The organism is Demequina activiva (genome assembly GCF_016862815.1).
Lineage (GTDB): Bacteria > Actinomycetota > Actinomycetes > Actinomycetales > Demequinaceae > Demequina > Demequina activiva.
In genome coordinates, this window is sequence record NZ_BONR01000002.1 from 71,833 (window position 1) to 98,303 (window position 26,471).

A 26,471-nucleotide genomic window follows, 5' to 3' on the forward strand; every position below is an offset into this window, starting at 1 on the left:
GTCGGTGGTGGCCCCGGAGGCTATGAGAGCACCCGCAGGCGCACCGTGCCGGGCATGGCGCCCAGCGCGGCGACCGCATCGTCCGTGAGGCCCGCGGCGACGTCGGTGACCACGTAGCCCAGCTCCCCACGGGTCGCGAGCAGCTGGCCATCGATGTTGACGTTGTGCTCCGCGAGCTCGCGGTTCACGGCCGCGAGGACACCAGGGATGTTCTCGTGGAGGTGAGCGATCCGGTGCGAGCCTTGCGGCTGCTCGAGCTGCAGGTTGGGCAGGTTCACGCTCAGCGAGGTGGAGCCGTTCTGCACGTAGTCGCGCAGGCGCTTGGACACGAAGATGCCGATGTCGCGCTGTGCCTCCTCCGTGGACCCGCCGATGTGCGGGGTGAGGATGACGTTCGGGATGTTCTGCAGGGGCGACACGAACGGATCGCCCTTCTTCTTGGGCTCCTCGGGGAACACGTCGATCGCGGCGCCGCCGATGGCTCCGGACTCGAGGCCCTCCTTGAGGGCGTCGACATCGACGATGAAGCCGCGGGAGAGGTTGAGGAACAGCGCGCCAGGCTTCATCATCTCGAACTGCGTGCGGCCAAAGAAGCCTTGGTTGCCGGCGCGTCCATCCACGTGAAGCGTGACGACGTCCGCGGCCTGCAGGAGCGACTCGAGGGTGGGCATGCGCGTCGCATTTCCCAGCGCGAGCTTCTCCGCGTTGTCGTAGAAGATGACGTTCATGCCCAGCGCCTCGGCCACCACGGACAGCTGCGAGCCGATGTTGCCGTAGCCCACGATGCCCAGCGTCCGGCTCCGGATCTCGTGTGCGCCGTCAGCGCTCTTGTTCCACACGCCCTCGTGCATGAGGCGGTTGTGCACCTGGAGGCGACGGGTCAGCGAGATCATCTCCGCGACGGCCATCTCCACCACGGACCGCGTGTTCGAGAACGGTGCGTTGAACGCGGCGATGCCGCGACGAGCGGCCGCGGCCAGGTCGATCTGGTTGGTGCCGATCGAGAACGCACCCACGCCGATGAGCGAGGGGCAGGCCTCCATGACACGCTCGGTGAGCATCGTCTTGGAGCGGATGCCCAGCAGCTCGACGCCGTCGAGCGCCTCGATCAGCTCGTCCTCGTCCAGCGCTCCCGCCTGGTTGACGACGTCGATGCCGGCGGCCTCGAGGTTCTCGGTGGCCTGGGGGTGAAGGTTCTCTAGAAGAAGTGCGCGCACGGGGGACATACTCTCGCACCCGGGGCAGTGTTACCAACTCCACACCCGTTCCGGGCCCGCTGGGCTCCTCGATGGGCCGCGCCCGTGGCAGGCTTGCGGGATGAATGCGGCGGCCCGCCTCGGGATCATCATGGTCACTGGCGCCGTGGCGATCGCCGCCGTGGGCTACGCCACAGGCTTCGAGTGGCAGGCGTGGGACAAGATCGGCCAGCCGCGCAACGTGCTGATGGTCGATGGCGAGCAGATCCGCATCCCCTTGCCTGATGGGGAGCCACGGCGACTCGCGGCCGAGGTGTCGGTGACGACCTCCGGGTCGCATGGCTTCATGTTCGAGGAGGCCGGTCAGGGACCCACCCTCTACGACCCGTGCCGACCGCTCGCATGGGTGGTCAATCCGGACGGGATGCCCGAGGGCGCGCAGCAGATGATCGAGGAGGCGGTGGCGGACGTCTCGCGTCGCACGGGCCTCGTGTTCGAGTACGGCGGCACCACCACCGAGGTCGCGAGCTTCGACCGCCCTCTGTTCCAGGAGCGGTACGGCGAGGACTTCGCCCCGATCATCGTCGGGTGGTCGGACGAGGACACGGTGTCCGACCTCGAGGGATCAGTGACGGGGCTGGGCGGCTCGAGCTCTGTCAACGGAGCGTACGGAGAGCAGCGCTACCTTGCGGCTGGCGTCGTGATTCTCGACAGCGAGGACGTCGCAGATCTGATGGCGTCGCAGCGAGGCACGGCGCTCGCCACAGCGGTGATCATGCACGAGCTCGCTCACGTGATCGGTCTGGCACACGTCGAGGACCCCTCCGAGCTGATGAACGCTGAGAACAGCATGCTGATCACCTGGGGGCCGGGCGACCTGCAAGGGCTCGCGATGGCTGGCGCCGGGCCCTGCCAGTAGCGCACCGCCGACAGTTCGAACCACCAGCCGCGCGACACCCCGCGGCCCCGGGCCCGCGCAGCGGACCGGCTCCGCGTGTCGCACCCCGCGTGGTTCGCTCTGTCGGGCCGACACGCGCGTTGGCCCGACAGTCCTAGCGAGGCCGCGTGCGGAGCACACGGGTCAGCCGAGCCCCGTGGGAAGCTCCTCCGCGTGCACGATCTCGAGGCGGCGCGTGGGCCTGGTGAGCGCCACGTACAGATCGCCGGGGCGCGCCGCGATCGCGGCCGGCTCGACCACGACGGCGACGTCGAACTCGAGCCCCTTGGTCTCGCGCGCGGTGTGCACCTCGACCGTTGTCCCCTCGACGTCGGACGCGGCGACTGCTGACCGCATCTCGTCCACCATCGCATCGGGCGCGATCACGGCCACCAGGCCGCCCTCGCCGTCTGCCATCTCGGACGCGTGCCGCGCGGCGATCCGCGCCGCGGCCGGCACCAGCGCATCGGCGCCGTCCGCACGGGTGATCGCCACCGCGTCGTCCAGCTCGCGCGCCGCGCGCAGCTCGCTCACGGGCAGCCGGGCTCCGGTCGCGAAGGCCTGTGCGGCCTCCGCGACGGCGGCGGGGATGCGATACGAGATGGTGAGCTCGCGCAGGTTCCACGTCTCGCCGAAGATCGGGTCCATGGTCTCCGGCCACCACTGGGTGCCCGCGGGCGACGCCACCTGTGCGACGTCTCCCACGATGGTGAAGGAGCGCGTGGGGCAGCGGCGCAGCAGCATGCGCCACGCCATGGGGGACAGCTCCTGCGCCTCGTCCACCACCACGTGGCCGTAGGTCCAGGTGCGGTCGCGCATCGCACGCTCGGCGACGGACAGCCGCGAATCGGACCCGCGCATGCGCTCCGCGAGCGTCTCGGCCGTCACCATGCCGTCGCCGCCGAAGGTGTCGAGCACGGACTTGGCGTACTCGATCTCCTCCGCACTGGCACCGTCACCGCGCTCGCGGGGCGCCGAGCCGGGCATGTCTCCCAGCAGCTCGGCTGCCTCGTCCAGCAGCGGCACGTCAGCCTCGGTGAACGGCGCCGACGCCGGCCGCAGCAGCGCGTCGCGCTCCGCCTGCGAGAAGGAGCGCGCCGCGTAGTCCAGCAGGTGCGGCTTGGAGAAGAGGTCCTGCAGCAGACGGGCGGGGGACACCGGCAGCCAGCACAGGTTCAGCGCGATGCGGATGGTCTTGGAGTCGCGCACGTCGCGCGTGAGCTCGCGGCGATCATCCGCGTCGCCCAGGCCGTCCAGCTGCTCCATGAGCTGGGTGGTCAGGCGCGAGATCATCTCCTTCGCGAAGCTGGCACGGGCCTCGTTGTGGGGCTTGCCCTCCCGGCGCGCCTTGGCCTGCGCCTCCTTGATGTCGGAGCGGCGGATGATCACCGGGCGCCCGTCGATGCGCACCTCCTGGTCGCGCCGCGGCAGGCGCTGGCGCTCGCGGACAGCGGCCTTGATCACGTCCGCCATCTCCATGCGTCCCTTGATCGACGCCACCGCGTCGGCCTCCTCGCCCGTGATCGGCACGCCGCGCACCAGTCCAGCGAGCGTGGTCGACACCGCACCGGTCTCACCCAGGGACGGCAGCACGTGGTCGATGTAGCGCAGAAAGTCGCGCGAGGGGCCGATGAGCAGCACCCCACGCCGCTCCAGCTGCTCGCGGTGGTGGTAGAGCAGGAATGCGGCCCGGTGCAGCGCCACGGCCGTCTTGCCGGTGCCCGGACCGCCCTGGACCACCAGCGCGCCGGTCATGGGGGCTCGGATCACGTCGTCCTGCTCGGCCTGGATGGTCGCGACGATGTCGCCCATGCGGCCGGTGCGGCGCGCTCCCAAGGCCGCCAGCAGTGCGCCCTCGCCGGCCAGGCCCTCGTCCAGGCCAGCCTCGTGCAGGCGCTCGACGTCGAGGACGTCGTCCTCGACGGCGACCACGGTGCGGCCGCGCGTGGTGAGGTGACGGCGGTTGACCACGCCACCCGGGTTGGCGGCCGTCGCGGAGTAGAACGCCTGCGCGGCGGGCGCGCGCCAATCGGTCAGCAGGGGAGCGTGCTCCTCGTCGGACAGGCCGATGCGGCCCACGTAGAAGCGCTCGCCGTCGCTCATGTCGAGGCGACCGAAGCACAGCCGGTCCTCGACCGCGTTGAGCTGCATGATCCGATCCTCGTACAGCGTGGCGAACGCGTCGCGCTCCGAGCGGTTCTGAGGCGAGCCGCTGGGGCCCTCACGGCGCACGTCAGCCAGGCGACGCTCAGTCTCATCCCTCAGCTCGTCCACCCGGGCGTACAGCCCGTCGACAACGTGCTGCTCGGCATCCAGCCCGCGGCGCTCCGCGGCCAGGGTGCGGTCGTCTTGCATCGGCATACCCTTCGCCGCCCCGGTGTTGTCCTGTCCGAGGCAGTCCTCCATTATCCCCGTCGCACGGCCTCACCGCTACCACCTGCAGCCGATCACGACGGAGCCGGTGAACGCCAGCCAGCGCGAGCGTCTGCTGGCATTTCGCGGACAGCGTGAGAGCAGGGTGAACGGGCGTCGGGCCCGAGGACGCGTGAAACAATGAGGAGACTATGGACACCCCACTCGTGAGCTGGAGCGCCGAGGGCGTCGAGGCATGGGCCTCGGTCGCCCCCCAGGAGGGCGCCGTTCTGCTGCACTCGCTGCGCGGCTTCATCGACGCAGGCAAGGCCGGCGCGCTGGTCGCGGAGCACATCCTCGAGGAGAGCGAGCCCGTGCGCATCGCCACCTTCGACATCGACCAGCTGCTCGACTACCGCTCGCGACGCCCAGAGATGACCTTCTCCGTGAACCAGTGGACGGCGTACGACGAGCCGCATCTGTACCTCGACATGGTCACCGATGCCGAGGGACGGCCATTCCTCTTCCTGCACGGATTCGAGCCTGACGTGCAGTGGGAGGCCTACATCCGCGGCGTGCGCGCGATCGTCGAGAGGCTGGGCGTCGAGCTCACGCTTGGCACCCACGGCATCCCCATGGCCGCGCCTCACACCCGGCCGTTGAACGCGACCATCCACGGCACGTCGCAGGACCTGCTTCCAGACTCGCCCAGCCTGTTCGGGACCGTGACGGTGCCGGCGAGTGCGCAGAACCTCATGGAGTACCGGTTCGGGCAGTGGGGCCTGGCGGCGATCAACGTCGCCGTGCACGTGCCCCACTACCTGGCGCAGTCGCCGTACCCGCAGGCCGCGCAGAAGGCCATGGAGGCCATCGAGGACATCTCGGGCCTGGCGCTGTCGACCGATGCCCTGGACGACGAGGCCGCCGCGGCGGCCGAGGAGATCACCCGCCAGACCGCCGACAGCGAGGAGGTCCAGGCGCTCGTGTCGCAGCTCGAGGAGCAGTACGACGCGTTCATGGATCAGCGCGAGAGCGGCATCGAGGTGGACGGTCCGCTGCCCTCAGCAGATGAGCTGGGAGCTGAATTTGAGAGATTTCTTCAGCAACAACGAGGAGATTCTCCCCCAGGACCGTGATTTCGTGTCATGCTTGTCCTGGTTGCAAGAACGTAGTGTGCATGATCCGGTCAGTTTCTGACCCGGGGAGCATCATTGCGGCGACGAGCGAGGACACGGTGTCCGCGCTTCCCGTCACCCGGGCAGTAACGATAGGAAATACGCATGGCACAGGGTTCTGTGAAGTGGTTCAACGCTGAGAAGGGCTACGGCTTCATCGCTCAGGACGGCGGCGGCGCCGACGTCTTCGTGCACTACTCCGCGATCGAGACCGATGGCTACAAGTCCCTCGAAGAGGCGCAGCGCGTCGAGTTCGAGGTCACCGAGGGCCCCAAGGGCCCCCAGGCTGAGACGGTTCGCCCGATCTAAGGCCACCTAGGCTTCAGCCAGAAGGCCGTCACCCCTGTGGGGTGGCGGCCTTCTGCTGTCCCCGGCCCGTGCGGGCGCTCGCCCCCTCCGCTCGCCGCTAGCGAGGCCAGCCGAAATCGACGCCCGTGGGCAGGGGAGCCGATGCGGCGTAGCGGCGCAGCGCGTCCGTGTCGATCCCGTCGCTCGCCACCAGCACCACGTTTCCGCGCCGCTTGCCCTTCAGCACCGCGGGCTCGCCGATCGCGAGCACGTCCCGGAACGCGGCCCGCGCCGCGGCCGCGTCCGGCCGATGCGTGGCCAGGTCGGGCGCCGACTTCACGTTCGCGACCACGAGCCCGCCGGGGCGCACCGCGCGCCGAGCGTGCATCCACCACTCGCGACCCGCCAAGGGCGCGGGAGTCGAGTCGCCGGCGAACGCATCGCGCAGGAGGAGGTCCAGCGAATGCTCGTGCCGCGTCGCGACGGCGTCGAGGCCGTCCTGGGACCGCACGCGCAGCTGCGGCGAGCGCGGCAGGTCCCACCACTGACGCGCGAGCTCCGGCAGGGTCGAGTCGACGTCGACCGCGATATGGCGTGAGTCGGGGTAGGCGTGGGCGAGGTGGCGCGCCATCGTGCACACCCCAGCGCCCACGTGGAGCGCGAGCATCCGCTCGGGTCGTTCCCAGGCCGCGATCGCGGCGGCGAAGTGGCGCATGTACTCGAAGTCGAGCACCTCCGGCTCGACTCGCATGGTCGAGCTGGGAACTCCATTGACCCATACGGTCGTTACACCGTCAGGGTCGTCCGTCAGGAGCACAGCTCCGGACGCGATGGGGATCGAGGTGTCGCGCGGAACGTCCGCCGCGATGGCTGTGCGCGAGGCGCGACGCGGCATCGATTCTCCTTCGTGGTCCGGGTAGTGCTCACCGGACGGTTCCAACTACACTATCCGTATTCGCAGGCCGCAATGAAGGAGGTCGCCATGCCGCTCTCGGAGTACGAGCAGCGCGTGCTGGACCAGCTCGAGCAGGATCTCGGGCAGGATCCTTCGCTTCATCGAGCGATGAGCAGGGGTCCTCGCACACCTGGTCGTGTCATCGCCGCCGTCGCCGGTGTCGTGGTCGGGCTCGGGATCGTCGTGGTCGGCGTGGTCACGCAGATCCCGCTCATCGGCGTCGCCGGATTCGGCGTGATGGTCGCCATCGCGCTCTGGGCGCTGCTGTCGCCTCGCAAGAAGCCCGTGCCGGTGTCGAGCGATGCGCCCCGCGGCGCGGCGCCGCGCGGCAAGCCTCACGCGCCCAAGCAGCACAAGCCGTTCATGGAGCGCATGGAAGAGCGCTTCGAGCGCCGCCGCGAGCGCGGCGACTTCTAGTCTCGCGACGGCGCCGGCGGCTTCCGCCGGTCCTGCTACCGCCCAGCGCCGCTGCGCTGAGCCCGGGCGCTGTCACTCTCGGCGCTCTGGGCCTCGGCGTCGACCGCCGCGGCCCATTCGCTGAGCGTGTCCAGCGACGCGAGCGTTCCGTCAGGCGCATACCTGTGATCAGCGACCGCGTTGGCCAGGCGCGTGAGGTCCTCGCGCGCCTGACCGGACAGGCCGGTGTCGAACTCCCGCATGCCGGCCTCGACGTGCTGAGCAGCCTCGTGAGGCGTGAGGTCGCTCGACCACCGCATGGGCTCAGGCAGCGACTCTCTCAGACGGGACCACACGTCCTCGGCGTCCTTGGGGGCACCGTGGGGACGGCGTGACCGGTGCATCCACCACCACGCGCCCAGTCCGCCCAGTACGAGCACCGCGCCGGCGAGGACGAACACCAGGATTGGGATCTCCGGTCCCTGGTCCTCGACTGCGGGTATCCCCGTGGTGTTGGGCACATCCTCCGGCAGCTGCGGCTGGAGCGGCTGGCCGGGAGCCGCGCCACCGTTGAGCACGTCCTCCGGGATGGGCGCGTTGCTGGTGAAGGGATCTGCGTACTCGGGCGGTGCACCGGTCTGAACCGCGGGTGTGGGCTCGAAGCGCACCCAGCCTGCGCCGGGGAACCACAGCTCGGGCCACGCGTGTGCGTCGCCGCCCTGGATGACGAAGGTGTCCGCATCGGTCGCGCTGCCCGCGAGGAAGCCCACGGACATGCGTGCAGGGATGTCGAGCGAACGCGCCATCATGACCATCGTGGTCGCAAACTGCACGCAGTAGCCCGAGCGGTCGTCCAGGAACGTCGAGATCGCATCGCCGCCGCTGGGGCTCACGGAGGTGTCGTAGGTGAACTGCAGGGGGTCGCGCAGGAACTGCTGGATCGCTATCGCCTGGTCGTAGCGGGTCTCGGCCTCCGACGTGAGCTCGGTGGCGAGGCTCTCCACCCGGCTGGCGTCGATGGCAGGGGAGATGGAGAGGTAGCGCGGGTCGGTGGGATCCTCACCGCCGTCGATGCGCTCCTGCGTCTCACGGAGGTCACGGTCGGAGACGAAGCGGGGATCCGTCACGATGGAGTACTGCATCTCGCGCGCCGTCGCCTCATCGCTCACGACCTCGTCGCGCTCCGAGTCGTAGAACCACGGCCCCTCGAGGTCGAGCGTGCGGGGGGACGGGGGCAGCGGCAGGTTGGTCTCCTGCAGGTTCAGCACCTGCATGTCGATGCGCTGGCGGCGCTGATCGTTCCAGCTCTCCACGGGCTCGGGCCACAGCAGCCCGGATCCGGCGGCGATGCCCGGCAGCGGCGCCTCCTCGCGAGACCACTTCACCCCGTCGAAGTCCGTCAGCGCGTACAGCTTGAAGGCGTCGGGCTTGGGGCCCTCCGTGGTGTAGACCATGACGGGCGTGGTCGAGTTGGTGGTGAGCGACGTGCGCAGGTCGAGGTCGAGGTTCAGCCGCGTCGCGGTCTCGAGCGACGCCGGGGCATCGATGCGGGGAATCATGCCCCATCCCAGTCCGCCCAGCGCCGTCGGTGCCACCAGCAGCACTCCGCCCATGGTCGCTGCGGTAGCGGTGAGCGCTCCGGCGACCGCGGGGCGCCGTTCGGAGCCGGCGACGCGCCGGGCGAGCGCCAAGGCGAGCAGCCACGCGATGATGGCCGCGATGAGCGCACCTGTCGAGATGCGGTGCTGGAAGATCACCGCGGGCAGCCACGGGATGAGCAGGAGCAGGCCGGCGGTGGCGGCGGCACGCCACGACACCGCGAGATGCTCGGCGACCAGGAACAGCGCCACGGTGACGGCCGTGATCAGTGCGGTGAGCGGCAACGCCTCGGGAGCCGGCGCGATGGTGACGGCGGCGTACTCGACGCCGCCGCGCATCGCCGCTCCCAGGTCCCCCAAGCCACCCGGCGTGGGCAGCAGGTGCGCGGAGCCGTCCTCGCGGCGTGCGAACAGCGGAATCATCACCACCACGGACACGAGAGCGGCCAGCAGCGTAGGCAGGACGCGCGAGCGCGACAGCAGGCGGGTGATCACGAGCGTCGCGGTCGCCACCAGTAGCACCACCGCGACGGTGCGCACCCAGGGACCCATCTCCAGCATGGTGCTCAGGCCGTACAGACCCAGGAACGTGGCGATCGCGATGAAGGGCGTCGCCTGCCACGGGGTGCGGGACGCGTGCGCAGCCATGGTCACTCCATCTCCCCGGCGGTGAGCATCCGGCTCCACAGCGCCTCGAGGTCGTCGCCGGACGTGGCGGTGGCCGCGCGCCACCCGGCGCGCCTCAACGCGCGGACCGTGTCGCGCGCATCCTGCTCGAGAGGGGCGTCGGCGCGCACGATCGCCCAGGCGCGACCGGAGTCGCCGATGGGAACGAGGGCGTCGATCGCAGCCTTCTCGAGGGGGTTGACGACAGCGACCGTCACCTCGCCGTGGATCGCGTCCGTGGCGGCGAGCGAGGCGGAGCGCACCACGTCAGCGGTGGCCGCGGCCCGGGACACCGGCGATGCGAGGTCCACTGTCTGATCGAGGAGCTCGATGCGGGCTGCGGCGGATCCGCGATCACCCAGGTGGCGCACCGAACCCGGATCGATGCCTCCGCCGATGAGGCGCACCGGATGTCCGGATTCGAGGACGGAGACGGCGATGGACGCCGCAGCGGAGATCGCCCACTCGAGGGCGACGGGCTCGCGCGGCGCGTCGAGGATCACGCTTGCGGGACGGCGGCCGGCACGCTCGTCGGAGCGCACCAGCATGGTGCCGCGCCGAGCGGAGCTGGGCCAATGGACACGGCGGAGGTCGTCCCCCTCGCGGTAGTCGCGCAGCGACGAGTCGTCCGGCGACGGTGTCCGCGCGCCCAGGACGATGCGGTCGGCGTGGCCCATGAGCGCGCCCGCCGTGGCGGACAGGTCCACGACGGCTGGCCACACCGGCACGTGCTGCGCCTCGCCCACCGGGGTGTCCGCGAGGAACATCGCGAACGGGTCGGACGAGTGGATCAGGGAGGGGCCCAGCGGCCAGCGGCCGCGGCGTGACGGGTGCAGAGAGTAGGTGAGCTCGAGGCGACCGGGCTCGCGCGTGACCGTGGCCTTGGTGCCCATGCCGCCGGTGAGCTCGGCCGCAGCCTGCTCGCGGATGTCGAGATGATCGGCGAGGGCGCGGCCCACGCGTCCGCGACCGGGCCGCGACGACCGCCCTGCCTCGATCGCGACCGTCACGGTCCCAGGGCGGCCGGCGGTCAGCGGATGAGGAGTGACGTCGCGCCGGGCCCGAGGGAAGACTCGCAGGAAGGAGTCGACCGCGAGCAGCACCCACACGTACGCGACTGCCACGGCGCAGACCATCGCGACGCCGATGTAGACGAGGATGGGCGTCGACAGCCCCACTCCCAGCACCGCGATCACCACGCCGCACGACAGCATCCCGACGCCGCGGCTGGTCATGCGGGTGTCCGGGCGCAGTCGCGACCGCGCGCCGGCGGCAGCGGGGGAACGGGTGGCAGCGGCGGTCATCGAAGCGTGAGCGCCTCCGTCGTGTCCGTGCGCGTGCTCACGGTGCACGCACCACGGCTGCCTCGCGCGGCGCGGCGGCGTCGCGAGCAGCGCTGGGCACCGCAGTGGCGGAGACGATCTCGCGCGTGATCTGCTGCGCGGTGCGCCCCGCCAGCCGCGCCTCGGTCGACACGATGAGCCGATGCGCCAGAACGGGCACCGCGAGCGCCTTCACGTCGTCAGGGAGCACATGGTTGCGCGCGGCCATCGCGGCTCGCGCCTTGGCCGCTGCGAGCAGCTGGAGCGATGCGCGTGGCGACGCGCCCAGGCGCAGGCCCGACTCGTCTCGCGTCGCTGACACCAGGTCCACGATGTACTGCTTGATGGCGGGTGCTGCGTAGATGCGCCGGGCGACGTTGATCGCGGCCAGCAGGGTCTCGGCATCGGCGACGGGGCGCACATCCTTGAGCGGGTCGTGACCGTCGTGGGAGTCGAGCATCGCCATCTCGGCACGAGCCTCGGGGTAGCCCACGGAGACCTGAGCCATGAAGCGGTCGCGCTGAGCCTCGGGCAGGGGGTAGGTGCCCTCCATCTCCACGGGGTTCTGCGTGGCCACCACCAGGAACGGCGCGGGCAGCTGACGCGTCGCACCGTCGACCGTGACGGAGCCTTCCTGCATGGACTCCAGCAGCGCCGACTGCGTCTTAGGCGACGCCCTGTTGATCTCGTCGGCGATCACGACGTTGGCGAAGATCGGCCCCGGCCGGAACTCGAAGCGGTGCTCGTCGGAGCGGTAGATGCTCACGCCCGTGACGTCGGAGGGCAGGAGGTCAGGAGTGAACTGGATGCGGCCCACGGTGCAGTCGACGCTGGCCGCGAAGGCGCGGGCGAGCGTGGTCTTCCCCACGCCGGGCACGTCCTCCATGAGCAGGTGGCCCTGCGCGAGGGCGGTCGCGAGGGTGGCGGAGATCGCCTGATCGAGCCCGGACAGCACCGTGGAGATGGACGCACGGATCCGTGACGTGACCTCCGCGACGTCGCTCAGCTCGGCGTCGGTGGGCAGGGGTGGGGTCATGAATGCTCCTTCGCAGTCTCCTGACGAGCCTAGGCGATTCCGTGCGAGAACGGGACGCGCCGTGATGGGGTCCACACGCGTGGGCGTGGAAAACCCCTCCACCTCTCTCCACACCGATCTACCTGGGTCTATCACCGACATGGCGAAGAATTGTGCGCAGGAATCCCCCAAGGTGGAGAGAAGTGGAGTAATGTGGAGCGCACTGGCGAGTCGTGGCGTTGGGAGGTGAGGCCGTCGTGTCCGATGCAGTGGTGCACGGCCCGGGACCCACAGGGGTCTTCCTCGGCACGTTCACGCCTCGTCTGGACGACAAGGGACGGCTGATCCTGCCGGCCAAGTTCCGCGGCCGCCTGGCCTCGGGACTCGTGGCCACGCGTGGGCTCGACCGGTGCGTCTTCCTGTTCCCCTTGGACGAGTTCGCGACCATCCACGACCGGTTGCGACGCGCTCCGCTGGAGAACAAGAAGGCGCGCGACTACCTGCGCAACTTCCTGGGCCACGCCCAGGACGACATCCCGGACAAGCAGGGACGGATCCTGCTGGCTCCGCCGCTGCGCCGCTATGCCGGGCTCGACCGCGAGGTCGCGGTCGTGGGCATGGGGTCGCGCGTGGAGATCTGGGACGCCGCCACCTGGGAGCAGTACCTGGAGGACGGCGAAGAGGACTACGCGGCAACCGCCGCAGAGGTATTCGACGAGATGTGACACCACCGTGGCCTGCGGCCTCCTCCCGCGCCGCTCTGACGGACTTCCCCCCGTCAGAGAGCCGGAGGGAGACCACGGGTCACGGCGGCACAGGAGGGGAGAGGGAATGGCCGATGCGGCATCGCGTCACCAGCCGGTGATGCTTCAGCGTTGCGTCGACCTGCTCGCCCCCGCGCTCGAGCGTCCGGGCGCCGTCGTGATCGACGGCACGCTCGGCATGGGCGGCCACACCGAGGCGATCCTGGACCAGCACCCCGGCGTCACGGTCGTGGGCATCGACCGCGACCTCGACGCGATCGCTCTCGCCTCCGAGCGCCTCTCGCGCTTTGGCGAGCGGTTCGTCGCCCACCACGCGGAGTACGACGACATCGATGGCGCGCTCGGGCGCGCAGGAGCGCAGGCGTGCGACGGCATCCTGCTCGATCTGGGCGTCAGCTCGCTCCAGATCGACGAGGCCGAGCGCGGCTTCTCCTACGCGCAGGACGCTCCGCTGGACATGCGCATGAATCGCGAGGACCCCATCACGGCCGCAGACATCCTGCGCGACGCGGACCAGCGCGAGCTCACGCGTATCTTGCGCGAGTACGGCGAGGAGCGCTTCGCGGCGCGCATCGCGGAGTCGATCGTGGCCCGGCGCGCGCAGGCGCCTCTGACCCGCAGCGACGAGCTCGCCGACGTGGTGCGCGCCTGCATCCCGGCAGCCTCGCGCCAGCCCGGCTCCAATCCCGCCAAGCGCACCTTCCAGGCTCTGCGGATCGCGGTGAACCGCGAGCTCGAGGTGCTCGAGCGCGCCATCCCGGCGGCGATCGAGGGCACCCGGGTTGGTGGGCGCATCGTCGTCATGTCCTACCAGTCGCTCGAGGACCGCATCGTCAAGAACGCGTTCGCGGCCGGCGCGACGTCATCCGCTCCTCCAGGCATGCCTGTGATCCCGGACGAGGACCAGCCGTACCTGCGCCTCATCACCCGCGGCGCGGAGAAGGCGGGCGCGGACGAGGCGGAGGCGAACCCGCGCTCGAAGCCGGTCCGCCTGCGCGCCGCCGAGCGCACGCGCCCCACGCCACCTGCGCGCCTCAGGAGGGCCGCGTGAGCGCCGCGCCCCTGCGGAGGCCCCGCACCTCAACTGCCGTCCCCACCCGAGCCACGCAGCCGCGCGAGCGCGGTACCTCCCAGGACCGTCGCCACCTGCGTGCTGTGTCCGCGCCCGAGCAGGCGCGCTCGCTGGCGCCGTTCGCCTGGACCTGCGTGCTGATCATCATGGCCGCGCTCGCGTCCGTGCTCGCGATCACCACCGCGATGTCGGAGGGCGCGTACGAGCGCCGCGACCTCAAGATCGAGATCGCCCAGCTCCACCAGCAGCGCGCCGCGCTGGTGAGCGAGCTCGAGGCGAACTCGTCGCCCACGTACCTGGCGGAGGCGGCGCGCGGCCTGGGCATGGAGCCCCACACGACGTTGGGCTTCGTGTCGCTCACGGATCAAGCAGTGCTGAAGCAGGGGGAGTAGGGATGGCGGACCAGCGACCGAGGACTGGCCAGCGCGGGCAGGGTGCCCAGCGGCCCGGAACGCCGCGCACCGCGGGGCGTCCTCGCACGGTGCCGGTGACCGCCACCGGCGCGCGCCTGCCGCGGGTGGGCGACCCGCGCACCCGCCAGCGTCTCGTCACGCTGCTGTCGCTCGCGCTGCTCGCGGTGTTCGCCGTGCGTCTGGTGACCATCCAGGGCGTGGAATCCTCCGCGATGGCCGCCGCCGCGCTCGAGAACCGCCTCGCGACCACCACCACGGAGCCGCTGCGCGCGGACATCACCGATCGCAACGGCGTGGTGCTCGCGACCAGCGCCGAGCGCTACCACGTGTTCGTCAACCAGCAGAAGCTGCAGGAGTGGAAGCGCGTCGACGGTCAGGCGGTGGTGGCGGAGGGCCCGCTCGACGCGGCACGCATCCTCGCGCCCATCCTGGGCACCAGCGAGGCAGAGCTGTCGGCTGACCTCGTGGGCGACCAGCCCTTCCAGTACCTGGCCAAGTACGTGACGCCGGAGACCTGGGATCTCATCGCGGACGAGGGCATCTACGGCATCGATCGCGAGCCCGTCTCCGAGCGCATCTACCCCAACGGCTCGATCGCGGGCAACATCGTGGGCTTCGTGGGCGGCAAGGAGGACCACCAGGGTGTGAACTGGGGACTGGCCGGCATCGAGGCCAGCTTCGAGGACGAGCTCCTGGGAGAGCCAGGCTCGCTCACCTACGAGCGCGGCGTGGGCGGCACCGTCATCCCCACGGGCGTGCTCGAGGAGGAGCCCGCGGTGCCCGGATCGACCGTCGAGCTGACGATCGATCGCGACATCCAGTACTACGCGCAGGAGCGCCTGGCGGAGGCCCTGCGCGTCACGGGCGCTCCCCGCGGAATCGTCACCGTCCAGGAGGTCGAGACGGGCGAGATGCTCGCGCTCGCGGACTCCGGCACCGTGGACCCCAACGACCCGGGCGCGACGGATGCGTCGAGCCGCGGCTCGCGCGCGGTGGAGGACGTGTTCGAGCCGGGCTCGACCGCCAAGGTCATCACGGTGGCCGCGGCCCTCGAGGAGGGCCTCGCCACGCCTACCAGCCGCTACGTCGCGCCGTACCAGTACACGACGGACAACAACCAGACCTTCAAGGACTCCCACGACTACGGCGACCAGAAGCTCACGCTCGCCGGCATCCTCGTGAACTCCTCCAACACCGGCACCATCCAGGCTGGCGAGCGCCTCACCGAGGCCCAGCGATACGAGTACCTGTCGAAGTTCGGCTTCGGCACGCCCACCGGGGTGGGCCTGCCGTCCGAGTCGGGCGGCATCCTGCACCCGTGGGAGAACTGGGACGGCCGCACGGAGTGGGCGGTGCTGTACGGCCAGGGCGTGTCCGTGACCGCGCTGCAGACCTCGCAGGTGTTCCAGACGGTCGCCAACGGCGGGGTGCGCGTCCAGCCGTCGGTGGTCAAGGGCCTGCGCGACGCGGACGGGACCTTCGTGGAGCGAGAGAGGTCCGAGCCCACCCGCGTGATCTCCGAGGAGACGGCTGACCAGCTGATGCTCATGCTCGAGGACGTCACCGAGGAGGGCACCGGCTCGCTGGCGCAGATCGATGGATACCGCGTCGCTGGCAAGACGGGCACCGCGCAGGCGGTGGGCCCCAGCGGCAAGCTCGACTCGATCGTCGCCTCCTTCGTGGGCATCGCCCCGGCGGACGACCCGCGTATCGTCGTGTCGGTGACGCTCTTCGATCCGAAGTCCTCGATCTGGGGCGGCGAGGTTGCCGCACCGGTGTTCTCCGACGTGACAACCTTTGCACTGCAGGCCCTGCGCGTTCCGCCGTCGGGCCCGGCCGAGGAGCTGTACCCGACCACCTGGGAGTGAACGTGCAGGACATGGCACTGCGCCCCTCGCGAGCAGTGCCGCGCACGCTCGCCGAGGTGGCGTCGCGCGCGGGCGCGAGCCTCCGCGCGGCCGATGCGGTGGCCGCGGCGCAGATCGCGGTCACCGGCGCGACGGTCGACTCCCGCGACGTGCGTCCGGGAGATCTGTTCGGAGCGTTCACCGGGCTGAAGGTGCACGGAGCGACCTTCGCCGCCGCTGCGGCAGACGCGGGCGCCGTCGCCGTCCTCACCGACGCCGCCGGCGCCGAGGTCCTCGCCGAGCTGGGGGTGTCGTTGCCGGTGCTGCTGGCGGCCGATGCGCGGGTCGCGATGGGAGAGGCGGCCGCGCTGGTCTACGGAGACCCCTCGCGCGAGCTCGCGTTCGTGGGGGTGACCGGCACGAACGGCAAGACCACCACGGCGTACTTCATCGACAACGCGCTGGCCCAGGTGCACGAGCGCCGCGGGATCATGGGCACCGTCGAGCTGAGGATAGGCGAGGAGACCATCGAGTCGCCGCGGACCACCGTGGAGGCGCCCGTGCTGCACGGGCTGCTCGCACGCATGCGCGAGGAGGGCGTCACCGCGGCCGTCACCGAGGTGAGCTCGCACGCCGCCGCGCTCGAGCGCATCGCCGGCGTGGACTTCTCCGTCGCGGTGTTCACCAACCTGCAGTGGGACCACCTGGACTTCCACGGCACCATGGAGGAGTACCTGGCCGCCAAGGCCAAGCTCTTCGCCCCGGGTCGCGCGCGCCGTGGCATCGTCAACGTCGACGACCAGTGGGGGCGGCGCCTCGTGGAGACCGTGCAGATCCCCATCGAGACCGTGTCCACGCACGTCGACGATCCTCAGGACGCGGACTGGGTGGTCACCGAGGCGGACATCGGCCTCGACGGCGTGGGATCGCGGTTCTCCTTCACGGCCCCCGATGGCTCCGTGCACCGCGCCTTCTCGCCGCTGCCGGGACTGGTGAACGTGTCGAACGCGATGGTCGCGATCGCCGCGGCGCACGCCGCCGGAGTGCCGCTCCCGCATGCCATCGAGGGCGTCGCGACGGCCCACGGCGTCCCCGGCCGCATGGAGCGGGTGGTCGAGCGCAGCGACAGGGATCCGCTCGCGATCGTCGACTACGCCCACACCCCGGACGCGCTCACGCTGGCCCTCCAGGGGGTGCGGCCCATCACGCCCGGGAGGCTGATCCTGATCTTCGGCTCCGACGGGGACCGCGATCAGGGCAAGCGCCCGGTCATGGGGGGCATCGCAGCCGATCTCGCCGACGTGATCGTGCTCACCGACGAGAACCCGCGCTCGGAGGAGCCCGCCGCGATCCGGACGGCGATCCGAGCAGGCATCGAGCAGGCCCGTCCGGACCTCCACGACGTGCACGAGGTCGAGCCTCGCGTCGCGGCAGTGGAGTACGGACTGCGCTTGGGCCGCCCCGGTGACACGGTCATCGTGACTGGCAAGGGTCACGAGCCCACGCAGGAGATCGCGGGGGTGTTCCATCGCTACAACGACCGCGATGCGTACCTTCAGGCTCAGGCGCGCATCGTCGCCGAGCGCGAGGGTCGCGCCGTCGACCCAGGCGTCGCCGCGACCGTGACGGTCCACGGTCCCGTGACAACACCGACATCAGGCAGGGAGGACCGCGCATGAGGCCCGTCACCGCGCAGTGGATCGCCAACGCCGTCTCCGGCGAGCTCGCGGCCGAGGTCGATGCGCTCATCACCTCCGTCGAGAAGGACTCGCGCGAGGTGCTGCCCGGTGCCCTCTACGTCGCGTTCGTCGGGGAGCGCGTGGACGGTCACGACTACGCGCCTCAGGCCTTCGCATCGGGCGCGAGCCTGGCCCTGGTCTCGCAGCCGGTCGCCGGGCCCCACGTGCTGGTCGAGGACGTCGCCGCGGCCCTGGGACGCCTGGCGAGGGCGTACCTCGCGCTGCTGCGCACCGAGGGCGATCTGACCGTCGTGGGCATCACCGGCTCCAACGGCAAGACGAGCACGAAAGACCTGCTGGCGCAGATCCTGCCCGCCGTGGTCGCGCCCGTCGGCAGCTTCAACAACGAGATCGGACTGCCACTCACGGTGCTGCGAGCGGATCCGGACACGCGGCACCTCGTCCTGGAGATGGGCGCCTCCGCGCCCGGCGACCTCGCGTACCTCACGGACATCGCACCGCTGGACATCGCCGTGGTCCTCACGGTGGGCAGCGCCCACCTGGGCGGCTACGGCTCGCCCGAGGCTCTGGCCGAGGAGAAGGCGACGCTGCTGGATGGCCTCGTCCCCGGCGGGGTGGCGTTGCTGAACGCGGACGACGCCCGCGTGGTGGCCATGCGCGAGCGTGCGGTGCTCACGCATGACGGGCGTCAGGCGCGCACGTTCGGAACCACGGCTGGTGCCGACGTGCTCGCCGAGCGCGTGCGGCTCGACCGCGGTCGCGCGGCGTTCGAGGTGGACGAACACGCGGTGGCGCTGCGACTGGTGGGCGAGCACCACGTCACCAACGCCATGGCAGCGATCTCCGTGGGTCTCGCCTGCGGGCTGCCCATCGGCGACGTCACGGCGCTCGTGAGCCACGCGACGGCACTGAGCGCCCATCGCATGGCGCTGACCGAGCGCGCGGACGGCGTATGGATCCTCGACGACAGCTACAACGCGTCGCCGGAGTCCATGCGGGCCGCGCTGCGAGCGCTCAAGGAGGTCGCCACCACCGGACGGTCCTTCGCGGTGGTGGGGGAGATGCGCGAGATGGGCGACGCCTCGCGCGCCGGCCACGAGGAGGTGGGGCTGGACGCCGTGCGGCTGCGCATCGACCACCTGCTCGTGGTGGGCGAGGGTGCCAAGCCGGCCTACGCATCGGCCGTCCGCGAGGGCTCGTGGGGCGACGAGGCCGCGTACGTCGCTACCATTGACGAGGCCCGCGCGTTCCTCGATGGGCGTCTGAGCGCCGGCGACACCGTGCTCATCAAGGCGTCCCACGGCTCCGGGCTGTGGAAGCTGGCCGACGACCTTCTGGGAGTGAATGCATGAGAGCGGTGGTCCTTGCGGGAGGAGTCTCGCTCTTCATCGCGCTGTTGGGCACCCCGCTGTTCATCCGCTTCCTCACACGCCATCAGTACGGGCAGTTCATCCGCCACGACGGACCCGCGACCCACCTGGTCAAGCGCGGCACGCCCACCATGGGCGGCGTGGTGATCATCGGAGCCACCGTGCTGGGCTGGCTGCTCGCGAACCTGCTGACCGGCCGCACCCCGTACGCCTCCTCGATGCTCGTGGTGTTCCTCATCGTGGGGCTCGGCTTCGTCGGCTTCCTCGACGACTACATCAAGATCCGCCAGGAACGGTCGCTGGGACTGCGGGCCCGCTACAAGATCCTGGGTCAGGCCGTCGTGGGAATCGCCTTCGCGGCGCTCGCGCTGCAGTTCCCCAACCAGCACGGCGACACGCCCGGATCGACCGCGATCTCGTTCCTGCGCGACACCGCGCTGGACCTCGCGTACTGGGGACCGGCGATCGGGATCATCCTGTTCGTGATCTGGGCCAACTTCCTCATCACGGCCTGGTCCAACGCCGTCAACCTCACAGACGGCCTCGACGGCCTCGCCACCGGCGCATCGCTGATCTTCTTTGGCGCGTACACGATCATCGCGATCTGGCAGTACAACCAGTGGTGCAGCCTCGACGGCTCGAACAGCCAGTGCTACGAGGTGCGCGACCCACGCGACCTGGCGATCCTGTGCGCAGCCATCGCCGGCGCATGCTTCGGCTTCCTGTGGTGGAACGCGAGCCCAGCGAAGATCTTCATGGGCGACACCGGCTCGCTCGCGCTGGGTGGCGCGATCGCCGGCGTGACCATCATGTCGCGCACCGAGCTGCTGGGCGTCATCATCGGCGGCCTGTTCGTGGTGATCGTCGCGAGCTCGGTGATCCAGATCGGCTGGTTCAAGATCTCCGGCGGCAAACGCGTGTTCAAGATGGCCCCGCTGCATCACCACTTCGAGCTGCTGGGCTGGGGAGAGGTCACGATCGTGATCCGCTTCTGGATCATCGCCGGCCTCGCCGCCGCTGCCGGCGTGGGGCTGTTCTACACCGAATGGGTGGCCACGCTGCCCGCAGGCGAATGACCGCGCCGAGTCCGATCGACGGGCTGCGCGTCCTCATCCTCGGCCTGGGCGTCGCTGGGCGCTCGGCGCTCGAGGCCTGCCGCGAGCTGGGAGCCGAGGCCGTCGTCGTCGACCCCGGACAGGCCGACGCGGACGCCGCCTCGCTCGACGGCCTCGACCTGGCGAGCTTCGACCTGTGCATGGCCTCTCCCGGCTTCTCGCCGCTGTCGCCCGAGCTGCGCGCGATCGAGGCGGCCGGCCTCGAGGTGTGGTCCGAGATGGAGTTCGCCTGGCGCGTGCGCCGCCACGGGATCCCGTGGGTGCTCGTGACGGGCACCAACGGCAAGACCACCACCACGCAGATGGTGGGCGCCATCGCCGCCGCCGGCGGTCTCGACGTCGCGACGTGCGGCAACATGGGCATCCCCGTCATCGCGGCGGCGCGAGAGCAGCACGACCTGGTCGCCGTCGAGATCGCGAGCCTGCAGCTGCACTACACGTCGACGCTGTCGCCGCACGCGGCCGTGTGCCTCAACGCTGACGAGGATCACCTGGACTGGCACGGCTCGGTCGAGGCCTACCGCGCGGACAAGGCGCGGGTCTACCGCCACGTCCAGGTCGCCTGCGTGTACGGCGCTCACGACTCCGTGGTGGAGGCGATGGTCGAGGACGCGGACGTGGTCGAGGGCGCGCGAGCCGTCGGCGTCACGTTGGGCGCTCCGGCCGTCTCCCAGCTGGGCATCGTCGAGTCCCTGCTCGCGGATCGCGCGTTCCACGAGTCGCGCCGCACCGAGGCGCTCGAGCTGGGCCACGTCAGCGACCTGTCTCACCTGGTCGCGGGAGACGTGCCGCCGTACCTGCTGTTCAACGCGCTCGCCGCGGCCGCACTGTGCCGGGCGGTGGGCGTCGAGCCGGCGGCGGTCGCTCGTGGACTCGCCTCCTTCTCGCTGGACGCGCACCGGACCGCGCACGTGCGCGACCTGGGCGGCGTCTCCTTCGTCGACGACTCCAAGGCGACCAACGCGCATGCCGCGATCGCCGCGTTCGGGGGGCGCGCCCCCTCCTCCGTGGTGTGGATCGCCGGCGGCCAGGCCAAGGGCCAGGAGTTCGACGAGCTGGTGCGCGCCGTGCGCGACCGCGTGCGCGCGGTGGTGCTCATCGGGGCCGATCCTGAGCCGCTCGCCGGGTCGCTCGCGGGACACGCGGCCGATATCCCCGTGACCCGCATCGAACCGGGCGACACTGTGATGGAGCAGGCGGTGCGAGCGGCTCGTGACCTGGCCATGCCAGGCGACACGGTCCTCCTGTCACCCGCCTGCGCTTCGTTCGATCAGTTCCGCAGCTACGCGGATCGAGGGGACGCCTTCGCGGCAGCGGTGGGGGCGCTGGAGCAGTAAGGGAGGCGTCATGACGGCCACGGCCCCGCGGCGCACCCAGAATCCCTCGGCACCGTCCGGCTCGCCGGTCCTGACCTACTACCTGCTCGCCGCGGCCACCGCACTGCTGGTCGTGGTCGGGCTCGCGGTGGTCCTGTCCAGCACGTCCTCCGACGCGCTCAACCGCGACGGCGGCAACCCCTACTCGCTGTTCCTGATCCAGGCGGCGGCGCTGGGCATCGGCCTGGCGGCGCTGGTGTTCGGCTCGCGCATGCCGGTCGCCTTCTGGAAGCGCGTGGCCGCGCCCATCCTCCTCGGCTCGCTGGTGCTGCTGGTGGTCGTGGTGTTCGCGGGAGTGGCCTCCGGCGGCAACAAGAACTGGCTCCCCGTGGGCCGGGTGACGTTCCAGCCCTCCGAGGTCGCGAAGCTGGGTCTCGCCCTGTTCCTGGGCGTCGCGCTGTCCGTGGGCCGGCGCCAGCTCGGCACGCTCAAGGGCCTCCTCGTTCCCGGCGGCGTCGCCGTCGCTGCCGTGCTGGGCCTGGTGCTCGTGGGGCGCGACATGGGCACCGCCCTGGTGATCGCCCTCATGGCCGCCGCAGCCTATTGGGTGGCCGGCGCTCCGCTGCGCTACTTCGCCGTCGCGGGTGCCGCCGGCGTGGTGGGAATCCTGGTGCTGCTGAACGACGGCACGTCGCGCAACTCCCGCATCGACGCGTGGCTCAACCCCGAGTCCTGCGACGCGCAGGGCGCGTGCATGCAGACCCTTCACGGCACGTGGGCGCTGGCCTCCGGCGGACTGTGGGGGCTCGGTCCTGGCATGAGCCGCGAGAAGTGGGGATACCTGCCGGTCGCGGACTCGGACTTCATCTTCTCGATCATCGGGGAGGAGTACGGGCTCGTCGGCACGCTGCTGATGCTGATCGCGTTCGGCATGATCATCGTGGCCGTGAACCGCCTGGTCACCCGCCACTCCGACCCGTTCGTGCAGATCGCCGCCGCGGCGATCGGCGCGTGGATCGTCGGCCAGGCCTGCATCAACATCGCAGTCGTCGTGGGGCTCGCGCCCGTCACCGGCGTGCCGCTGCCCCTCGTCTCCTCAGGAGGCTCGTCCTTGATCGTGTCTCTGGCTGCCATCGGCGTGCTCATGGCCTTCGCGCGACGTGAGCCAGGGGCGCACGAGGCGCTCTCGGCACGCCCGTCCGTCATCAAGCGCTCGTTCGCCGTGATCGCGCGGGGACGGCGTGGCTAGCTCCTTCCTGCTCGCCGGCGGCGGCACTGCCGGCCACGTCAACCCGCTCCTGGCGACGGCATCGGAGCTGTCCTTGCGCGGCCACGACGTCGCCGCGCTCGGCACCGACGAGGGACTCGAGCGGGACCTGGTGCCTCGCGCCGGCCTGACGCTGCACACCGTCCCCAAGGTGCCCATGCCCCGTCGCCCGTCGGGGGATCTGCTGCGGCTGCCGGGGCGGCTCAGCGCAGCCATCCGCGCCGCGGAGGACGCGATCGACGCATCGAACGCCCAGGCCGTGGTCGGGTTCGGCGGGTACGTGTCGACGCCCGCGTATCTCGCGGCGCGGCGTCGCAAGCTGCCCATCATCGTCCACGAGGCGAACGCCAGGCCCGGCGTGGCGAACAGGCTCGGTGCGCGCTTCACCGAGCATGTCGCCATCACCTTCGAGGGCACGCCCTTGCGCGGCGGCGTCGTCACCGGGCTGCCGCTGCGTCCCGAGATCGGCGATCTCGCGCAGGTGCTCGCGGATCCCTCGGCAGGCTCCGAGGCCCGCGCCGCGGCGCGTGCGGTCGCAGGCTGGGAGGCCGATGCGCCGGTGCTGCTGGTGACAGGAGGCTCGCTGGGCGCGGCGAGCCTCAACGCGGCGATGGTCGAGGCCGCGCCGCGCCTGGTCGCGCACGGCGTCCATGTGTGGCACCTGACAGGGCAGGGCAAGAGCGAGGAGGCGCGTCGCGTGTTCGGCGATCTGTCCGCCGCGCACCGGCCGCTGTACCGGGTCGAGGAGTACAGCCACGACATGGCCACCGCGCTCGCGGCCGCGGGTGCCGTCGTGTGCCGTGCTGGTGCGGCCACGGTGTGCGAGGTCACCGCGCTGGGCGTGCCCGCGATGTACGTGCCGCTGCCTCACGGCAACGGGGAGCAGGCGGACAACGCCCGGCCCGCGGTGGCCGCTGGCGCCGCGACCATGGTCGAGGACGCGGACCTCACCGCGGCGGCGATCGAGCAGAGCGTCGAGCGCATGCTGCTGGATCCCAAGGCCGTCACCGCGATGCGCACGGCGGCGGACCGGATCGCGATTCGCGACGGCGCCGCGCGCCTGGCGGACATGATCGAGGGGGCGCTGTGAGCGGTCGGATGCACTTCATCGGCGTGGGCGGATCAGGCATGTCCGCGGTCGCACGGCTCGTGGCGGCGCGCGGCATCACGGTCACGGGCAGCGACCAGCGCGAGTCGGCGTACTTCCTGGCGCTGCGCGAGGCCGGGATGGACGTCAGCATCGGCCACGACGCCGCGAACGTGGATGGCGTCGACGCGGTGGTGATCTCCACTGCGGTGCGCGAGACCAATCCCGAGCTCGCCCGCGCTCGTGAGCTGGGCATCCCGGTGATGCATCGCTCCGAGGCGCTCGTGTACGCCCTCGAGGAGGACCGTCTGGTCGCCGTGGCGGGCTCGCATGGCAAGACCACCACCTCCGCGATGGTCGCGCACGCGCTGCACGCCGCCGGCGTCGATGCGTCCTTCGCGGTAGGAGCGCGCGTGTTCGGAGTCGACGGCGCCGTCGCCGGCGGCTACGCGGGCACGGCCGGCATCGGGGTGGTCGAGGCGGACGAATCCGACGGCTCGTTCCTGCGCTACCACCCCGAGGTGGGGGTGCTGCTGAACATCGAGCCCGATCACCTCGACCACTACGGCACCGAGGCGCGGCTCGAGGAGGCGTTCCTGGAGTTCGCGCTGTCCTGTCAGGTGCTGGTGGCGTGCGCGGAGGACGCGACGGTGTCCCGCATCGCACAGCAGGCGCGGCGCGCGGGCGTGCGGGTGGTCACCTATGGCCGGGCGGAGGCGGACGTCGTGGTGACCCCCACCCACCTCTCCCTCCAGAATTTGGCACCATTTTCATCGTCTAGGCGGCTACACGATGAAAATGGTGCCAAATTCACGGAGCTGGAGGGCCAGGAGCTGCCGCTCGAGGTCCCCGTCCCCGGCGAGCACCAGCGCCTCAACGCCGCGGCCGCGTGGGCGGCAGCGGTCGCGATGGGCGCCGATGCGCGGGCCGCGGCCGCGTCCTTCTCCGGCTTCGCCGGCACGGGACGGCGGTATCAGCTGCGTGGGGAGGTCGCCGGCGTGCGGGTGGTGGACGACTACGCCCACCACCCCACGGAGGTTGCCGCGGTCCTGGCAGCCGCGAGGAGCGCGGGGGTCGAGCGCCTGGTGGTGCTGTTCCAGCCCGCCCTGTTCACCCGCACCCAGCTGCATGCCCAGAACTTCGCCGACGCCCTGTCCGTGCCGGATGCGGACGTGGTCATCGCCGCCGTCCACGGTGACCGTGAGGACCCCATCGAGGGCGTCACCTCCCACAGCATCCTCGAGCGCATGAGCGTGCCCGCCGGGTCCTCCGCCCAGGTGGTGGAGGACCTCCGGGAGGCCGCCGCCGTGGCCGCGTCGCTCGCGAGGCCGGGCGCCCAGGTCATGACCGTGGGCTCCGGCACCGTGACGCTCGCAGCGGACTGGATCCTGGACGCGCTGCGCACGGGGGACGGCGATGGCTGAGCCGCGCCGCCCTCAGAGCCCGGTGCGGCCCGCCTCGCCGCGCAAGCCTCGTCCCACTGCGGATGCTCCGGCATCCGCGCGGTCGGCCTCGGCGCCGCGCACGGGCACGGTGCGCACAGGCTCGGGACGCGCCGGCGCCCCCCGCGCGGACAGGCCCCGCTCCGGCACCGTTCGCCGATCGGCTGCCGCGCCCGCGTCCTCCGCACGCTCGACCCGCACGGCACCCTCCGCCGCATCGGCGCCCCGCACGTCCAGCGCACCGGTGATCGGGCCGCTCGGCCGCGTGATCGCGAAGGTCACGCGCAGCGTGCCTATCGCCGGCGCATCGGAGCGCGCCCCGGCGTCGGTCGCGCCGCCGCGCAGCGGCACCCTGGCGACGCCGTGGGCCAAGGTGAGCGCCGCATCGTCCACCGTGACCACGCGCATGGAGGAGCGGCTGCGCGAGCGCCGCTCCGCGCACCGGCGCCTGCTCACCGGCCGGTGGGTCACGCGGCTGCTCATCGCCGGCGCGGGGGCGGTGGGCGTCTGGCTGCTCCTGCTGTCGCCCGTGTTCGCGCTCGAGCAGGACAACGTCGAGGCCAGCGGCTTCGGCACCGTGGTCGATCCCGCGACCGTCGCCGGCATCGTGGCGCAGCAGGACGGCACGTCGCTGGTGCTGGTCAACACGGGCCACATCGAGGATCAGCTCGAGGCGCTGGTGGGAGTGCGCGACGCGGTGGTGGAGCGGGTGTGGCCGGCGGGGCTGAGGGTCACGCTGACCTCCGCGGAGCCGGTCGCTGCGATCCCGCACGGAGAGACCTTCGTGCTCTTGGACGAGGACGGCGTGCAGGTGGACGAGGCCGCCGAGGCGCCGGCTCACCTGCCGGTGGTGAACGTGCCTCTGGAGGCGGAGAACACGCGCATCCTGGACGGGGTGATCGCGGTCATCGACCAGATGCCGGTCGAGCTGCGCGAGCGCGTGCAGGATGTCGAGGCGACCACCGAGGACTCGATCCACTTCGTGCTGCGCGACGGCCCGCGGGTGGAGTGGGGGAGCGCGGAGGAGTCCGCACTCAAGGCCGAGGTGCTCGCGGTGCTGCTGCAGGAGGCCAGCGACGCCGAGCTGATCGACGTCTCCGCGCCAACGCTGCCCACCGTGGTGTGACGGGATCGCGCGCCGGGACCGACCGCTCACCACACGCGCGTGACGGGTGGTG

23 protein-coding genes are annotated in these 26,471 nt (G+C 71.2%); 16 read left to right on the forward strand and 7 right to left on the reverse strand.

From position 1 onward, the window contains the following. Positions 1–20 precede the first annotated feature (20 nt). Positions 21–1,226 carry a phosphoglycerate dehydrogenase gene (gene serA / locus Dac01nite_RS05085; RefSeq protein WP_203653837.1) on the reverse strand — a complete coding sequence of 402 codons (1,206 nt, stop codon included), beginning with the start codon at positions 1,224–1,226 and terminating at the stop codon, positions 21–23. Between the two features lie 91 nt (positions 1,227–1,317). On the opposite strand from serA, the gene Dac01nite_RS05090 reads away from it, so the two are divergent. After that, positions 1,318–2,115 carry a hypothetical protein gene (locus Dac01nite_RS05090; protein ID WP_203653838.1) on the forward strand — a complete coding sequence of 266 codons (798 nt, stop codon included), beginning with the start codon at positions 1,318–1,320 and terminating at the stop codon, positions 2,113–2,115. Positions 2,116–2,277: 162 nt separating this feature from the next. Here Dac01nite_RS05090 and Dac01nite_RS05095 read toward each other — a convergent pair whose 3' ends face one another. After that, a complete protein-coding gene (locus Dac01nite_RS05095) occupies positions 2,278–4,488 on the reverse strand; it encodes a HelD family protein (protein ID WP_203653839.1) in 2,211 nt (736 codons plus the stop codon). A 209-nt stretch (positions 4,489–4,697) separates the two neighbouring features. Here Dac01nite_RS05095 and Dac01nite_RS05100 point away from each other — a divergent pair, with 209 nt between their 5' ends. Both Dac01nite_RS05100 and Dac01nite_RS05105 read left to right on the forward strand, forming a co-directional pair. Next, positions 4,698–5,621 carry a PAC2 family protein gene (locus Dac01nite_RS05100; RefSeq protein WP_203653840.1) on the forward strand — a complete coding sequence of 308 codons (924 nt, stop codon included), beginning with the start codon at positions 4,698–4,700 and terminating at the stop codon, positions 5,619–5,621. Positions 5,622–5,765: 144 nt separating this feature from the next. Beyond that, positions 5,766–5,969, forward strand: a complete 204-nt coding sequence (locus Dac01nite_RS05105; protein ID WP_203653841.1) for a cold-shock protein — start codon at positions 5,766–5,768, stop codon at positions 5,967–5,969. Between the two features lie 97 nt (positions 5,970–6,066). On the opposite strand, the gene Dac01nite_RS05110 is transcribed toward Dac01nite_RS05105, so the two are convergent. Beyond that, positions 6,067–6,843, reverse strand: a complete 777-nt coding sequence (locus tag Dac01nite_RS05110) for a spermidine synthase (RefSeq protein ID WP_203653842.1) — start codon at positions 6,841–6,843, stop codon at positions 6,067–6,069. An 87-nt stretch (positions 6,844–6,930) separates the two neighbouring features. Here Dac01nite_RS05110 and Dac01nite_RS05115 point away from each other — a divergent pair, with 87 nt between their 5' ends. Next, positions 6,931–7,320, forward strand: coding sequence for an SCO2097 family morphological protein (locus tag Dac01nite_RS05115; RefSeq protein WP_203653843.1), 390 nt, complete (start codon positions 6,931–6,933; stop codon positions 7,318–7,320). A 35-nt stretch (positions 7,321–7,355) separates the two neighbouring features. Here the strand turns inward: Dac01nite_RS05115 and Dac01nite_RS05120 are convergent, their stop codons facing one another. Genes Dac01nite_RS05120 through Dac01nite_RS05130 form a run of 3 tightly spaced genes read right to left on the reverse strand, consistent with a single transcriptional unit; the run spans position 7,356 to position 11,921 of the window. Beyond that, positions 7,356–9,545, reverse strand: a complete 2,190-nt coding sequence (locus tag Dac01nite_RS05120) for a transglutaminase TgpA family protein (RefSeq protein ID WP_203653844.1) — start codon at positions 9,543–9,545, stop codon at positions 7,356–7,358. 2 nt (positions 9,546–9,547) lie between these two features. Further along, on the reverse strand, positions 9,548–10,867 hold the full coding sequence (locus tag Dac01nite_RS05125) for a DUF58 domain-containing protein (RefSeq protein WP_203653845.1): 1,320 nt from the start codon (positions 10,865–10,867) through the stop codon (positions 9,548–9,550). Positions 10,868–10,904: 37 nt separating this feature from the next. Then, a complete protein-coding gene (locus Dac01nite_RS05130) occupies positions 10,905–11,921 on the reverse strand; it encodes an AAA family ATPase (protein ID WP_203653847.1) in 1,017 nt (338 codons plus the stop codon). 236 nt (positions 11,922–12,157) lie between these two features. Between Dac01nite_RS05130 and mraZ the strand changes: the two genes are divergently transcribed. The 11 genes from mraZ (at position 12,158) to murC (ending at position 25,275) form a co-directional block, all read left to right on the forward strand. Then, positions 12,158–12,625, forward strand: coding sequence for a division/cell wall cluster transcriptional repressor MraZ (gene mraZ, locus Dac01nite_RS05135; protein WP_239066526.1), 468 nt, complete (start codon positions 12,158–12,160; stop codon positions 12,623–12,625). 106 nt (positions 12,626–12,731) lie between these two features. Then, complete coding sequence (gene rsmH, locus Dac01nite_RS05140; RefSeq protein WP_203653859.1) at positions 12,732–13,715, forward strand: 16S rRNA (cytosine(1402)-N(4))-methyltransferase RsmH; 984 nt, start codon at positions 12,732–12,734, stop codon at positions 13,713–13,715. Beyond that, positions 13,712–14,128, forward strand: a complete 417-nt coding sequence (gene ftsL / locus Dac01nite_RS05145; protein ID WP_203653860.1) for a cell division protein FtsL — start codon at positions 13,712–13,714, stop codon at positions 14,126–14,128. Before rsmH ends, ftsL begins: the two co-directional genes overlap by 4 nt. A gap of 95 nt (positions 14,129–14,223) precedes the next feature. Further along, complete coding sequence (locus Dac01nite_RS05150) at positions 14,224–16,017, forward strand: peptidoglycan D,D-transpeptidase FtsI family protein (RefSeq protein ID WP_239066527.1); 1,794 nt, start codon at positions 14,224–14,226, stop codon at positions 16,015–16,017. A gap of 11 nt (positions 16,018–16,028) precedes the next feature. Continuing rightward, complete coding sequence (locus Dac01nite_RS05155; RefSeq protein ID WP_203653862.1) at positions 16,029–17,675, forward strand: UDP-N-acetylmuramoyl-L-alanyl-D-glutamate--2,6-diaminopimelate ligase; 1,647 nt, start codon at positions 16,029–16,031, stop codon at positions 17,673–17,675. Then, a complete protein-coding gene (locus Dac01nite_RS05160; RefSeq protein WP_203653863.1) occupies positions 17,672–19,048 on the forward strand; it encodes a UDP-N-acetylmuramoyl-tripeptide--D-alanyl-D-alanine ligase in 1,377 nt (458 codons plus the stop codon). The genes Dac01nite_RS05155 and Dac01nite_RS05160 overlap by 4 nt, the downstream gene beginning before the upstream one ends. After that, positions 19,045–20,142, forward strand: coding sequence for a phospho-N-acetylmuramoyl-pentapeptide-transferase (gene mraY, locus Dac01nite_RS05165; protein WP_203653865.1), 1,098 nt, complete (start codon positions 19,045–19,047; stop codon positions 20,140–20,142). The genes Dac01nite_RS05160 and mraY overlap by 4 nt, the downstream gene beginning before the upstream one ends. Beyond that, entirely contained in the window at positions 20,139–21,518 is a 1,380-nt protein-coding gene (gene murD, locus Dac01nite_RS05170; RefSeq protein ID WP_203653873.1) for a UDP-N-acetylmuramoyl-L-alanine--D-glutamate ligase, read from the forward strand. The genes mraY and murD overlap by 4 nt, the downstream gene beginning before the upstream one ends. Before the next feature lie 10 nt (positions 21,519–21,528). After that, positions 21,529–22,746 carry an FtsW/RodA/SpoVE family cell cycle protein gene (locus Dac01nite_RS05175; protein WP_203653881.1) on the forward strand — a complete coding sequence of 406 codons (1,218 nt, stop codon included), beginning with the start codon at positions 21,529–21,531 and terminating at the stop codon, positions 22,744–22,746. Then, positions 22,739–23,854 (forward strand): undecaprenyldiphospho-muramoylpentapeptide beta-N-acetylglucosaminyltransferase, encoded by a 1,116-nt coding sequence (gene murG / locus Dac01nite_RS05180; RefSeq protein ID WP_239066528.1) that lies wholly within the window; start codon positions 22,739–22,741, stop codon positions 23,852–23,854. Before Dac01nite_RS05175 ends, murG begins: the two co-directional genes overlap by 8 nt. Continuing rightward, positions 23,851–25,275: a UDP-N-acetylmuramate--L-alanine ligase gene (murC, locus tag Dac01nite_RS05185; protein WP_239066529.1), complete on the forward strand. Its 1,425-nt coding sequence runs from the start codon at positions 23,851–23,853 to the stop codon at positions 25,273–25,275. Before murG ends, murC begins: the two co-directional genes overlap by 4 nt. A 12-nt stretch (positions 25,276–25,287) precedes the next feature. Here the strand turns inward: murC and Dac01nite_RS05190 are convergent, their stop codons facing one another. Further along, a complete protein-coding gene (locus tag Dac01nite_RS05190; protein WP_203653883.1) occupies positions 25,288–25,701 on the reverse strand; it encodes a hypothetical protein in 414 nt (137 codons plus the stop codon). Here Dac01nite_RS05190 and Dac01nite_RS05195 point away from each other — a divergent pair. Further along, entirely contained in the window at positions 25,688–26,419 is a 732-nt protein-coding gene (locus Dac01nite_RS05195) for a cell division protein FtsQ/DivIB (RefSeq protein WP_203653892.1), read from the forward strand. The genes Dac01nite_RS05190 and Dac01nite_RS05195 overlap by 14 nt on opposite strands. Positions 26,420–26,471 lie beyond the last annotated feature (52 nt).

Coding starts and splice junctions, on each gene's coding strand:
- serA (WP_203653837.1), bottom strand. CDS start 1,226: ATGTCCCCCGTGCGCGCACTTCTTCTAGAGAACCTTCACCCCCAGGCC.
- Dac01nite_RS05090 (WP_203653838.1), top strand. CDS start 1,318: ATGAATGCGGCGGCCCGCCTCGGGATCATCATGGTCACTGGCGCCGTG.
- Dac01nite_RS05095 (WP_203653839.1), bottom strand. CDS start 4,488: ATGCAAGACGACCGCACCCTGGCCGCGGAGCGCCGCGGGCTGGATGCC.
- Dac01nite_RS05100 (WP_203653840.1), top strand. CDS start 4,698: ATGGACACCCCACTCGTGAGCTGGAGCGCCGAGGGCGTCGAGGCATGG.
- Dac01nite_RS05105 (WP_203653841.1), top strand. CDS start 5,766: ATGGCACAGGGTTCTGTGAAGTGGTTCAACGCTGAGAAGGGCTACGGC.
- Dac01nite_RS05110 (WP_203653842.1), bottom strand. CDS start 6,843: ATGCCGCGTCGCGCCTCGCGCACAGCCATCGCGGCGGACGTTCCGCGC.
- Dac01nite_RS05115 (WP_203653843.1), top strand. CDS start 6,931: ATGCCGCTCTCGGAGTACGAGCAGCGCGTGCTGGACCAGCTCGAGCAG.
- Dac01nite_RS05120 (WP_203653844.1), bottom strand. CDS start 9,545: ATGGCTGCGCACGCGTCCCGCACCCCGTGGCAGGCGACGCCCTTCATC.
- Dac01nite_RS05125 (WP_203653845.1), bottom strand. CDS start 10,867: ATGACCGCCGCTGCCACCCGTTCCCCCGCTGCCGCCGGCGCGCGGTCG.
- Dac01nite_RS05130 (WP_203653847.1), bottom strand. CDS start 11,921: ATGACCCCACCCCTGCCCACCGACGCCGAGCTGAGCGACGTCGCGGAG.
- rsmH (WP_203653859.1), top strand. CDS start 12,732: ATGGCCGATGCGGCATCGCGTCACCAGCCGGTGATGCTTCAGCGTTGC.
- Dac01nite_RS05155 (WP_203653862.1), top strand. CDS start 16,029: ATGGCACTGCGCCCCTCGCGAGCAGTGCCGCGCACGCTCGCCGAGGTG.
- Dac01nite_RS05160 (WP_203653863.1), top strand. CDS start 17,672: ATGAGGCCCGTCACCGCGCAGTGGATCGCCAACGCCGTCTCCGGCGAG.
- mraY (WP_203653865.1), top strand. CDS start 19,045: ATGAGAGCGGTGGTCCTTGCGGGAGGAGTCTCGCTCTTCATCGCGCTG.
- murD (WP_203653873.1), top strand. CDS start 20,139: ATGACCGCGCCGAGTCCGATCGACGGGCTGCGCGTCCTCATCCTCGGC.
- Dac01nite_RS05175 (WP_203653881.1), top strand. CDS start 21,529: ATGACGGCCACGGCCCCGCGGCGCACCCAGAATCCCTCGGCACCGTCC.
- Dac01nite_RS05190 (WP_203653883.1), bottom strand. CDS start 25,701: ATGCGCGTGGTCACGGTGGACGATGCGGCGCTCACCTTGGCCCACGGC.